The organism is Pseudomonas sp. GL-R-19 (assembly GCF_019956375.1).
In the GTDB taxonomy this organism is placed as follows: domain Bacteria; phylum Pseudomonadota; class Gammaproteobacteria; order Pseudomonadales; family Pseudomonadaceae; genus Aquipseudomonas.
Map to the genome: position 1 here is coordinate 1 of NZ_JAHBDJ010000036.1, position 12,022 is coordinate 12,022.

8 protein-coding genes are annotated in these 12,022 nt (G+C 56.0%); 3 read left to right on the forward strand and 5 right to left on the reverse strand.

Annotated elements, in window-relative coordinates; genetic code table 11:
• Nucleotides 1-346: 346 nt before the first annotated feature.
• The gene (locus tag KGA83_RS19055) at nucleotides 347-2,326 is read left to right on the forward strand and encodes a hypothetical protein (RefSeq protein ID WP_223530525.1); all 1,980 of its coding nucleotides are present in this window, start codon (nucleotides 347-349) and stop codon (nucleotides 2,324-2,326) included.
• Between the two features lie 293 nt (nucleotides 2,327-2,619).
• Nucleotides 2,620-4,809 (forward strand): autotransporter outer membrane beta-barrel domain-containing protein, encoded by a 2,190-nt coding sequence (locus KGA83_RS19060; RefSeq protein ID WP_223530526.1) that lies wholly within the window; start codon nucleotides 2,620-2,622, stop codon nucleotides 4,807-4,809.
• A gap of 182 nt (nucleotides 4,810-4,991) precedes the next feature.
• Here KGA83_RS19060 and KGA83_RS19065 read toward each other — a convergent pair whose 3' ends face one another.
• The gene (locus tag KGA83_RS19065; protein WP_223530527.1) at nucleotides 4,992-6,473 is read right to left on the reverse strand and encodes a carboxypeptidase regulatory-like domain-containing protein; all 1,482 of its coding nucleotides are present in this window, start codon (nucleotides 6,471-6,473) and stop codon (nucleotides 4,992-4,994) included.
• A 412-nt stretch (nucleotides 6,474-6,885) separates the two neighbouring features.
• Between KGA83_RS19065 and KGA83_RS19070 the strand changes: the two genes are divergently transcribed.
• Nucleotides 6,886-7,917, forward strand: coding sequence for a hypothetical protein (locus KGA83_RS19070; protein WP_146176404.1), 1,032 nt, complete (start codon nucleotides 6,886-6,888; stop codon nucleotides 7,915-7,917).
• Between the two features lie 48 nt (nucleotides 7,918-7,965).
• On the opposite strand, the gene lapD is transcribed toward KGA83_RS19070, so the two are convergent.
• The 4 genes from lapD to KGA83_RS19090 all read right to left on the reverse strand — a co-directional run bounded on the left by lapD (nucleotide 7,966) and on the right by KGA83_RS19090 (nucleotide 11,746).
• On the reverse strand, nucleotides 7,966-9,906 hold the full coding sequence (gene lapD, locus KGA83_RS19075) for a cyclic di-GMP receptor LapD (RefSeq protein WP_108218579.1): 1,941 nt from the start codon (nucleotides 9,904-9,906) through the stop codon (nucleotides 7,966-7,968).
• Nucleotides 9,907-9,928: 22 nt separating this feature from the next.
• Nucleotides 9,929-10,636 carry a cysteine protease LapG gene (gene lapG, locus KGA83_RS19080; RefSeq protein ID WP_108218580.1) on the reverse strand — a complete coding sequence of 236 codons (708 nt, stop codon included), beginning with the start codon at nucleotides 10,634-10,636 and terminating at the stop codon, nucleotides 9,929-9,931.
• 116 nt (nucleotides 10,637-10,752) lie between these two features.
• The gene (locus KGA83_RS19085) at nucleotides 10,753-11,148 is read right to left on the reverse strand and encodes a YbaN family protein (RefSeq protein ID WP_223530529.1); all 396 of its coding nucleotides are present in this window, start codon (nucleotides 11,146-11,148) and stop codon (nucleotides 10,753-10,755) included.
• 10 nt (nucleotides 11,149-11,158) lie between these two features.
• A complete protein-coding gene (locus tag KGA83_RS19090; RefSeq protein WP_108218582.1) occupies nucleotides 11,159-11,746 on the reverse strand; it encodes a YecA family protein in 588 nt (195 codons plus the stop codon).
• Nucleotides 11,747-12,022: the final 276 nt, after the last annotated feature.

Here is a 12,022-nt window from a genome sequence, read left to right on the forward strand (position 1 = left end):
GGGCATGACACGGCGACCATCATCAACGGCATGCTCAATGATCATTCGTTGAAGGTGGATACCGTGTGAGCTGAAAGCCTGAATGGAAAAACCCGCCATTCCTGTGTAAGGGATGGCGGGTTTTTTATAGCACGAGATAAAGAGGAGTCTCCGACCAACGGTCACAAAACCTGTAATTTCTGACAGTAGTCAGTCCTCAGTAACTGCCTTTAAATCGAGTCAACGATCAGTCAAGTCGAGTTTTCAATTTCCTCTGCACTGCGCTTCGAACAGACGCCGGATCACTCTGGATTGGGCGTTGGGTCGCTACGTGGGCTAAATGCCCGATACTGAAAGGAGCTTTGAAATGACCATCCTAGAAAAGCTGTCCGCCAAAGAGCAAAGACTGCTCAGTTACAGGAAAAAACCACGTAGCGTTCCTCTGGAGGATTTGAAACCACCCTCACTGGAAACGATCCTGTTGCTGCCAGAAAAGGCCGATGACCCGGGTAATCAACTTCACTCCAGAGATCAAGGTCTTGAGATGAAGTTGACGCTCTCACGGTTTCCGACATCAAACTATCCGGACAAATCAGATATCACCGTACAAGCACTGTTCAATGACGATCCGGTTGGGAACGAGCTGAGTGGGACTACGCCGCTGGATGACGCGTGGTTCGAGCAAACACTGACGGTACCAGCAGGAAAAACGGCCACTGAGGGCGAGCACAGGGTGCAATATCGGATCAAGTATCGGCTGAACGAAGACGATTCGTTGCCGCTGATCATCCGGGTAGACAAGACTCCTCCCTCTCCTGCCACCCAGGCCATCGTTCCTGACAGGATCAAAACCGAGGGCATTACTGCGGAGTACTTTGACGAGGAAGGCGTCGACTATGTGCTGGTGGGTTATCTAGCGACCTACCCAGTTGCAAAAATCGGAGATGTCGTTGAGTTCATGGTCAAGGAAGTCGGGAAACCGGACGATCAGGCAACGCTCATCGAGCGCATTGAGCGACTGGACCTTGCGGTTCCATTGAGCACGCAAAAACTGACCAAATCCTTGATCGGGATTGAGCAAGGAGAAATCGAGTTATTTGTTTACGTGACCGATCGCAAGGGAAACAAAAGCCTTGCTTCACCGAAGCTGAAAGTTGATGTGTCACTTTTCCCTGCACCGGCCGGGGAATCGGAGACCGTTCCACTGCATGATGATGACAACATCATTTTGTTCGAGGATGCACGTGATCCAGTGCGCGCCATTCTCAACTATACGAACTTCAAGGACAAAGATCAGTGGCGGTTGGTCGTTGATCAGCAAACGCCAGCACTGGAACCTGATGTTGATGCTGTTCCGTTCTCCCATGCATTTACTTACCGCTATCTTTACAATGGTAACGATGGTCCGAAGGATGTTGATTTTGAATGGCAAGTAAGGCGCGGCAATAAGCTTTACCCCGAGACACCTCATAGCCGGAAGCTGAAAATCGACCTGAGAAAGCCTGGAGAACAACCCGATCCGGATAACCCCGGTAATCCTGGCTCGCCTGATCCAAAACTGCCGCTGATAACAGTACAGGGTGTAGATAGATCACGACCAAATTACCTGATCAAAGTGGACGGAGAAATAGGCGCGATCGCTTTCGTAAAAATCTATAAAGGACACAAGAAAGACGATGTCGCACAGCTTATTTATCACGGAGTTGAAGTAGAAGACGCCGATGGTGGCATTGTCAGGCTGGATGGCAGCGAAACCGACGATACGGTTCTGCAATTCAGGATCCCCGGCGCTTATATAGCGGGCAGTGGAAACAATAAGAAAACACGTGTCGAGTACATAGTCAGTCATGATCAAAATACCACGGTGGCACGGTCGAACACGCAACATGTCGAGGTATATGTAAACGAGATTCCCATGCCGCAGCCTGACTTTGCCATTACTGGCGATGCTGGCGATGGTCCGGAATTGTATTGCGGGTCGTTAAAGCACAATGCAGATTTGGGCACGATGGCCGTTGAAGTCAAGTTCCCGGCAAAAGCAGATCTGGCAAATACAAAAATTACCTTTCATGTCCAGGGGTACGAAAACACCAACGATGGAAATGGCAATGCGCCGGGGCTGGTGATACCCGAGGCTGCGGACTCCGTGGAAAAAGAGCCGACTGCGGCCGAGGCCTCGGCAGGTTTTAGTGTGTTTTTCGCTTATCACGTCTTCGAAAAAATCAAGAACGGTTGGTGTGAGGTCAGTTGCACTGCCGTTCAGCAGGGCTATATCACACCGTCCGGCCCTAGGTTGTTCCGGGTGGGCATGGAGCGTCCGGGTGGCGATTTCTGCTCTATTCCATGATTGTAAAAAACAAGAGGCGCTTCGGCGCCTCTTGTTTTTCATGACGTTATTCGCTGTGTTGAAAACCAGTTCAGAGGAGGAGATTTTTCAAATGCGATTGGAGATTAATCCTACATTTTTTTGTAGGAAGTGACGCTATCTTGCGGCCCCTTCACAGTCCTCCAGTCGGTTTTTTTCGGTGAGGACGGATTGATCAACAGGACATGAGCATGACAACTGACAACGTAACGGTACGCCCACCTTTTATTTCAGCTTCCAACGGAATGCTGGCATTAGTGCCGGCGTTTTTTTTGATGAGCTCCTCAGCGTTCGCTGCCGTGCTCGTCGACAACGGATCCACTCTGGATATCGATTCGACTGTTGAATCCAACAGCTATTCGGTGAGAAACAACAGCACGCTGAACATGACCGATGCGACAACCCGAAGCGTTACTGTCCAGACCGGTTCGACCTTGAACATCAATGGCGCGACCGTCACCGGCAACCCGGGTCAGGCGGGGATAACCATCAACACCAGCCGCGCAACCATTGACCGGGCGACGGTCAGCAGTGACAACATTGCATTGCTGGTCAATCGCACGCCACAAGGAACGTCTGGCTCGACAGTGACCGCGGCCAACAGCGTATTCAGTGGTGGTCTCGCCGGTGCCGCGGTGACAGGTTTCAGTACCCTCGCACTGATCAACTCCGAAGTTACCGGAACAGACGCAGACAGCTTTGGCCTGATCGTGGCGGGTGGCTCCGTCAACGCATCTGCCAAAACGAGTATCAACGGTGAAGCCGCAGGTGTGCGATTTGAAACCGATCCACCCGTGGGCACTGCGTCGCTGGTGCTGGACGACTCGAGCGTCGTGGGCCGCAACGGGCCGGCGATTCAAGTGGACGACGGTGTCGACGCCAGTATCGAAGTGTTGAACGGCTCCACATTGACCGGCGGTAACGGCAATCTGCTGGAAGTGCTGGGCGCCTCCACGGCCGCCATGAGAGTGGCTGGCAGCGTCTTGCAAGGCAACGTGCAAGTCACCGACAACAGCACCGCCAACCTGACGTTCGATCGAGGTCAGATGACCGGCGATGTAGTGGTCGAAGACGGTTCGACCGCCAATGTCACCCTGCAAAACGGCTCGCAGTTCACCGGTCGCCTGGATAACGTCACGGGCGTCACGCTCAGTCAATCGAACTGGACCATGACCGGTAATGACACCATTGGCACCCTGACCATGGATCGTGGCGTGGTTGACTTCGGTGATGCCGCGGGCGCATTCCGTCAACTGAACATTGGCACCCTCGAGGGCAGTGGCACGTTTGCCATGAAGGGCGATTTTGCGACCGGAACCGGTGATTTTCTCAATGTGACCGGCGCAGCCAATGGTCAATTCGGGCTGGACGTCGCGGCTTCGGGCACGGATGTGGTGGCCACGCAACAACTGGCACTGGTGCGCACCGCCAGCGGCGATGCGCAGTTTTCGCTGATCGGCGACCGCGTGGATCTGGGCACCTGGTCCTACGATCTGGCGAGTGCCGTCGATGGCAATGGCGGAACAGAGTGGTTCCTCGACCCCACCACGAAAACGGTCAGCCCCGGTGCCCAGACGGCGTTGGCGCTGTTCCGCACCGCCACGACCATTTCCTATGGCGAGCTGAAATCACTGGAAAACCGCATGGGCGATTTGCAATCGGACGGCAATTTGCATGGCGTTTGGGTACGGCCCTACGGCAACAAATACAACGTCGGCGAGGGGGCGGGCGTGGCCTATCAACAGCGGCAACAGGGCGTTTCCCTGGGCGCCGATACACGCCTGGGCAACGGTCCCTGGAGTGTCGGGGTGCTGGCCGGTTACAGCCAGTCGGACATTAATCTCAAAGGCGGAAGCAGCGCAACGGTCGATAGTTTTTACGCCGGTCCATACGTTGGCTGGCAGGATCCGGATAGCGACATCTACGTCGATGGCGCGCTGAAGTTCAACCATTTCCGCAACGACTCGAAAGTCCGTTTGAGCGACGGAACCCGCGCCAAAGGCGATTACAGCAACTCGGCTGTCAGCGCACTGGTGGAAGTCGGCCGCAACATCCGGCTGGCGGATGACTGGCGGGTCAAACCTTCCGCCCAGTTGTCGGCGGCGGTCATCGAGGGCGCGAGTTATGACCTCGACAATGGCATGGACGCCGACGGCGACCGGACGCGTTCATTGCGTGCCAAGTTGGGTGTCGCTGCCGGTCGTGACTTCAACATCGCCGGCGGCACCGTCGTGCAGCCATACGGGCGTGTCGCGATGGTTCATGAGTTTGCCAACAACGACAACGTGCATGTCAACGGCAACGAGCTCAACAGCGATTTGTCGGGTAGCGGTTTTGAAGTGGGTGGTGGCGTGTCGGTTTCCATGGCGTCCAATGTACGGGTGAGTGCAGACCTCGACTACGGTAAGGGGGAAAATTACGAGCAGCCATGGTCGGCGACACTGGGGGTGAGTTACGGATTTTAATGGCTTGGTGTAGGGGAACGAAAAAAACCGCGTTAAGCGGTTTTTTTCGTTTGGCTGGTTCTACTGATAAAAAGCCTGTGGAGTAATCAGGTAACTACCCTGATCGTTTAGTGGTATACCCGCCTTTGAGGAATAGGCTGGCCGTTGGAGTCATTGACGCTTTCAATGACGGGTTTGAGGTCCTACTCCTCGATGGTAATCGTCCACGGATTGGACTCGGCATTGTCACCATAGTCTGCGATTGCAATAAATTTATAAGTGATTCCGTTGTCCAGGTTCTGAACAAGTTTGACCCATCTACCCTTATCGTCGGTCGGTTCCGGCTTCGAGTCGGTGACATCATTGATCTGTAGCTTGATCTGCGCTGACGGGGCCGCATCACCCCTGACAATTACAAAGTTGTATGGGGTGCTACCGTTGTCCGCGATCAGGCCGTCCGAATCGTACACGCGGGTATTGCGCGGCCTGATGATGGATTCCACGTTGAAGGTGCGCGGTTGCGTGGAGATTTCGCCATCGCCATACAGCGCCTCGACGGTCAGGCTGTAGGAATCCAGTGTCACATCCAATTCAATTTCCCATAACCCGTTGTCATCCTGGGCGGTCGCCGTTGCGCCGTCGATTCGCGCATTGTTATTGCGCAGTTGCACCTCTTCGCCAGGCCTGGCATAGCCACTGACGGTCACCTTGTCCTCGTAGGTCGTGCCACCATTGACGATTGTTCCCTTGGAGTCTTTGACGTCATCCAGGCTCAACTCGACGTCCTGCGCCACGATAAACGTGTACGCAGGGTCGGTCACTTCGCTGGGTGCCCGGGCGGTAAGGCGGTAGGTATTGGGCGTCACATCGATAACGATCTGCCAGGCGCCATCGACCCCGGCGGTTGCGGTGGCACCGTCGATCAGGGCTCCGTCATTGAGCAACTGGACTTCCTCACCCGGGCGAGCGAACCCATTGACCGTCACTTTGTCCTCAAAGGTTGTGCCACCATCAGGGATCAGACCCTTGGAATCGGCGACCTCATCAAGACTCAAAGCCCCATCAACTACGACCTTGAAGGCGAACACACCGGATTCTTTGTCATTGGCTGCCTTGATCTTGATGCTGTAATCGCCAGCCGTGAGTCCAACAAGGGTGAGATTGAACACCCCTACATCATCCACAGTGACTTTCTGGTCTGTGGGTGTGTCGCCGTTGAACGCTTCGACTTCCATATTGGGAGGTGCGTAGCCGGAGAATTCCAGTGAGTCGCCGTTGTAGGTATCGCCATTTTCAATCTGGCCATCCTTGCCAATGACTGTGTCGATGATCGGCGTCTCGGTCGCCAGAACGAAAATGTACTGTGAGGAGAAGTCTTGAGGCGGGTCTCTTTCGATAGCATTAAGGCTGTAACGCTTGAATCCCTGTTGAAAGTCGATTTTTTTCGTCCAAGATCCTGTACTACCGCTGGTCACATTATTGATAACGTTAAAGCGATCGCGAATATTGAGCGCACTATTAGCGCCGGCGGTACCCTTCAAATCCAGGACCGAGTCAAAAGTTATGCTGTTTTTACCAACGGGAATACCGCTGCTATCCAGGATTTGATCGAAGGTTACTGTCGCGGTTGTTTCACTCTGTGCGTCTGGCGAGAGTATCGGGGTATTTGGTGGCTTAGCGGTCATGATGATGACTCCGAGTGTTGAAAGGTGAGGGTGCCGGAGTGATTTAAAACCTGCTCTGATTGCTTGCCTACTGTCATAAATAACAGGTTTAAGTCGGTTTCCGATCAATGGTAGAGGTTGTATTGGCAGTGGGGATGTCTGGCTACATTGGCTTTGGCGGACCGATCAACCGCCCCTTCGCGCCGATGAACCGCCGCTTGTCGGTCTGTTCGTCGATGCTGCGAATGTACGCCCCATCGATTTTCAGGTAAGCCAAGTCCAGTTGAAGTTGGTGGCGTTACAAGGATGGAAGGTGTTGTCTTATTGCGATTTATTCTAATTTAACTGGTATTTTTGACAGTAGCGCTTATATGCATGTTTTTTTAGAGTGGTGTTTCTTCTTTGAATACATTGCTTTTTAAGAGGTGGCATCATGACGGCGACAACAGCTTTATCGGGAACTCAAAGTTCTCCTTGGGAACAGGCAAGTTTTTTCATGAATGGCGAGCAAGTGTCGTGGAGCTCGCCGGGTATCGGACTTCGTCGTGGGCAGTCAAATGAATTAATAGTCAAAGCGCCCTGGCTGAACGGAACTCAAATCAATCTGGGATTGGTGAATGACAACGGACTGGTCATCGGCGCCGAGCCTGCCTTCGGTGATTGGGTGTCGGTAAAGGACGGTGAGGCAAGTTGGAGACTGACGCCGGAGAATTTAAGCGGGCGTGTCAGGCTGGTGTTCTTGACCCGGGAGTTTGATCAGGTTCATGAGTTTCCGTGTTGGGTACTGTCGGCCAACTTGTCCGATGAAGGGTACGCTACATTGGGCGGCACCCTTATACCAATACCTGTAGGCCCGAAAGAGTTTTGGCCGGGTGTAGGCAAACACCTCAATTTTCGAGCTAACCCTGGGAGCCCCATTGCAGGCTTTCCACTGATGCTGAACTTTACATTCAAAGAAACCGGGTTACCCCACCCGCTGACCAGCAGCCCCCCCATATTGACCGAAACCACTGATCATCAATGGTATCTGACCGGCATAGCGGACACTAGAGAGATAGAGTTCAATCTCGTCATAACGGGTCAAGGGATGACGCCGATTGAGGCATCGGATTGCATCAGGCGCTCCTCAAACCTTTTGGACTACGCCACGATCAAGCTCAATGGAGTGGCTGTTCCTGCTGACGGAGCACGGTTCAAGGGCGGTGTATCAGAAACACTGAGTGTTGTTGCTAAACCGGGCAGCCCATCACTGGATTCAATGTATCTATCCTGGGAAAAAGGCGGTGGAAATCTTAATGGAAATTACTTTAAGAGCGATCCTGCCTTCAATTTTCCAACCGGCGGTATGACTTGGAATATAACCTGCCCTGCCCAACCGCGTGGTGAGTTTGCGTTGAAGATTGGAAGAGTTTTTGGTTCCACAAAGACCAGCTTTCGTTGTTTTCTGGAGCCAGAAACCATGTAGTTGACGCGTTTTGGGATGGCTCCGTTGATAGGGTCATCCCCAAATACTTCACATCGGCTGCGGCGATCCGATCAAGCGCCCCGTTACGCCAAACACCCCCAGCGCCCTGATCACCTCCAACTCCCCTTGGGTTTCTACTTGCTCCGCAATCAACGGCAAATCGATGCTGTTGGTCGTCCGGTAAACCGCCTCGATGAACAGCCGCTTGTCAGGCTGCTCGTCGATGTTGCGAATGTACGCCCCATCGATTTTCAGGTACGCCAAACCCAATTGGGTGAGATTGCCGATCTGGCTGAAGCGCCCACCAAAGTGTTGCAGGCCGATTCGATAACCGGTACTCAGCAGGCTGTGGCTCAAACGCTGCAGTTCAACGGGGGACGGCAGTTGGCGTTCATCGATTTCCAGGGTCAGTAGCGGCGCCAGGTCCGGAAGTGAGTCGAGCAGGTCGAGGATCGTTCGCCATTGCTCCGGGTCGCGCAGGGTGCTGCCGGACAGACTCAGTGCCAAGGGTCTGCGGTTGACCACCAGTTCGTCCAGCGTGGCTTCGAGCATTGCCAGGTCGAACCGTACTGACCAGCCGAGACGCTCGATCCACGGCAGGAAGTGCCCGGCGGCAATCGCCTCGCCCTGTGGGTCGAGCAGGCGTGCGAGCACTTTGTGATGCAGCACCTGGCGGGTGTCGGCGCATTGCACGACGGGCTGGAAGTACAGCTGCATTTTGCCTTCGCTCAAGGCATCGTCGATCCAGGTGCGCCAGTCGTGCTGGGAGTGATTTGGCGCGGTGTCGCGGTGACTCAAATGCACCCAGGGGCGCTCGGGATGCTGCCGGGACTCGGTCAGAGCCTGGTCAAGGCGCAGGAGTACAGTGCTGATCGGCTCACCGGGGCGATAGGCGACAACGCCCAGATGGGCGACGGGCATGCAATCGCTGGCGCCGGTCAGGCGCAGGTTCTCCAGGCTAATGCTGACATCGGAGGCCAGGCGTGCGGCATTTTCAGCGTCCAGACCCGGTGTCAGCAAGCTGAATTCACCGCCACGATTGCGTGCCGCCAGCCAGGTGCGACGCTCCGGCAACTGAGTCAGGCGCTTGAGCAACTCGCCCACGGCACTGATCAGCGCATCAGTCCGTTGACCGCCCAGGCGCTGGTTGAGGCCGTTCAGGTCGTTGATCCGCAACATCAACAGATGGCCATCGCGGCTCTGTTCACACACGCGCAAATGGTCGGCCAGTTGTTCGTCGAGCAGGCGCCGGTTGGCCAGGCCGGTGAGGCTGTCCAGACAGGATTCGGCCCGCAGTTTTTCGCTGCGTGCGGCTTCTTCGGCGAACAGCGCCTTGAGCTTCTCGACCATCTGGTTCATCGCCAGCACCACCCGTTTCAACTCCGGTGTGCGCGGCAGTTTCGGCAGGCTGAGAAACTCGCGTTTGCTGATGGCTTCAGCCTGTCGGACCATGCTGTCGAGTGGGCGCAATTGCCGGCGCAGCATCCATCCTCCAATCACCGCACTGAACAGCCCGCACAACAGCAACCAGATCAGGCTGCCGAGGGTGCTGTCCCAGAGCCTGGCCAGGGCAAATTGCGGATTGCTCAGCACTTCGACCCGTGCCAGCTGTTCCCAACCGCGCATGATCAAGGCGTCCCCTCCTTCCGGGCGCAGGTCGACCAGGCTGACGAACCAGTCAGGCGTACTGTCGATTTTCGTCGGTGCACTGCGCTCCACCAGGGTTTGCTGATCCTTGAGCCTGATGACGCGGATGCTTCTGAAGTAGCCACTGTCGAAAATCGAGCTGACCATCAGCTCCATCATGGCCGGATCATCGACCTGTGCGGTCAGTGACAGCCCCAGCGCAGTGGCTGCGTCCTGGGCGTGGGCGCGCAGTTGACTGAGGGTTTGCTCGCGGGAGCTTTCCAGGCTGGCAAAAAAACTACCGCTGAAACCCACCAACAGGAACAGGCAGATGGCCAGGAACAGCTGTTTACGCAGTGTCATGCATCGCTCCTTGCCATGGTGGTCAGCCGTCCCCGATGTCGAAGCCTTCGGCCTGCATCTTTTTCAACACGTCCTGCCAGCGCGACAGCTTTTTCGGGTCGCTGTTACGCTGGCCGCCGTTCTTGCCCGGCAGGTACAGGCCTTCGGCATTGAAGGCGTACACCGGTAGCAGGTCTTTGCGTTGGGACGCGGGGCGGATATCGCCGATCAGGTTGTCCAGTACCAGCGGGTCGGTCGCGGGGGTGCTGTAGAACGTCAGCACCATATGCGCCTGGTTCTGGCTCAGGGCCTTGACGTAGGTGATGCGCAGTTTTTCGCTGGGAATGCCGAGTCGGCGCAGGCTGAAGTATTTCGCCAGTGCATAGTCTTCGCAGTCGGCGGCGCCCTTGATCAGGGCTTCGACGGGGGTGGCCCAATAATCGGTCTGTTGCCAGATGCGCGTGTCGTCCTGAAAGTTCAGCTGCTGATTGAAGAAGCGGTTCACCGCGCTGAGTTGCTCAGGTTCGGGCGCGCTGCGTGTGCTCTGCAGCATTTGACTCCACGCTTCGATCCGGCCTCGCGCCGGTCTCGGCGGGCCGTAGCGTTGTACAACGGTTTGCAGAATCCGTGAAAAATCCCAGTCGGCCCGGACCCCGTTGAATGCAGTCAGTAGCAAACCAGCCAGCAGCATCCAGCCGCCGAGCCGAAGTCGGAGCGCTGGCCATCCTGGACTACGCAGACTGCGGGCCATGTCTGGCTGCTCGAGTGTAGGTTTGTGGAGTTTAGGTGGAGTTTTTGCGGGGGGAGGGCAGGTCGTCGGTCGAAGGGCGCTCAATGAGCTTTTTGTGGCGAGGGTCCCGGGAGACCTCAGGATTTGCGCAGGGTTTTCTGCTTGAGGATGTAGAAGGTCACCAGCACCGCACTGGTCAACATGAACCCCCGTGCCCAGGGCAGCGGCACCAGGTAGCAGGAGAACAGGATGCTCGCCCACATCAGGCCAATGGCGTAGACCTTGCCCCTGAGCGGAATGCCGTTGCCATCAAGGTAGTCGCGAATCCACGGGCCGAGCCGTGGATGCTCAACCAGCCACCGATAGAAGCGCGGCGAACTGCGGGCAAAGCAGGCGGCCGCCAGCAGCAGGAAAGGGGTGGTGGGCAATACCGGCAGGAAAATCCCGATCACCCCCAGCGCCACGCTCAGCCAGCCGATGGCCAGCAGCACGTAGCGCAACATCAGGGGGCGGTTGCCTATGGGGTTGTCCATAGGCGCAACCTTAGTGGTGACGGGGCTTGAGAATCGCCGGTTTTTCGTCTGGAGCGTTGCACAGCAGGTACAGTGCGGTCAGGGCTTCCGGGATCTGCACGATCATGTCGTCCATCAGGTTGGCATCTTTGGCGATGTCTTCGAACTCCGGCTGCTCGTCGAACAGACCCGAGCCGACCATGATCGGCAGCAGCATTTCGCTGACTTCGTCTTCGGCGCTTTCGAACCAGGCCGCTTCGCGCAGGAACACGCCTTCCATGAAGCCGATGCACCAGCCGCGCAGGTCGGAATCATCCGGGTCGTCGCCCAGGTCGAGGTCGCACGGCAGTTCGAACTCTTCATCGGAGGCCAGTTGGCGAGCGATGTGGGCCTTGAGACCAATCAGGGTGGCTTCGATCTCTTCGCGCTGGGCTTCGCTGCTGTAGTGCGGCTCCTCGGCGAAGAGGGCATCGATCCACTCACGATCAGGAACGACTTCGGAACAGATCGACAGCGCGGTGAGGTAGCCGTGGGCGGCCACGTAGTCCAGCGCCTCGTCATGCAGTTCATCGGCGTCGAGGAAGACTTGCAGGCGGGTTAGTTGCTCAGCGAAGGACATTAAAGGACTACCTTGGGGAATGTTCGATGCGGGAATTCTAGGCCTTCTTGAGCGCTTGGGCCAGCCGCACGGCATATTTGCCCATGGTCCCTTCCCGTAGGAGCTGCCGAAGGCTGCGATCTTTTGATTTTTCTTTTTAAAGACAAGATCAAAAGATCGCAGCCTTCGGCAGCTCCTACCGGGTCAGGTTTGACTTATCAGCGGTGCCCTCTGCCGGACGGGGCTCGGGTATACTCGCGCGTTTTGTGATGCCCTGCTGGCTTCACGGCTGAGATG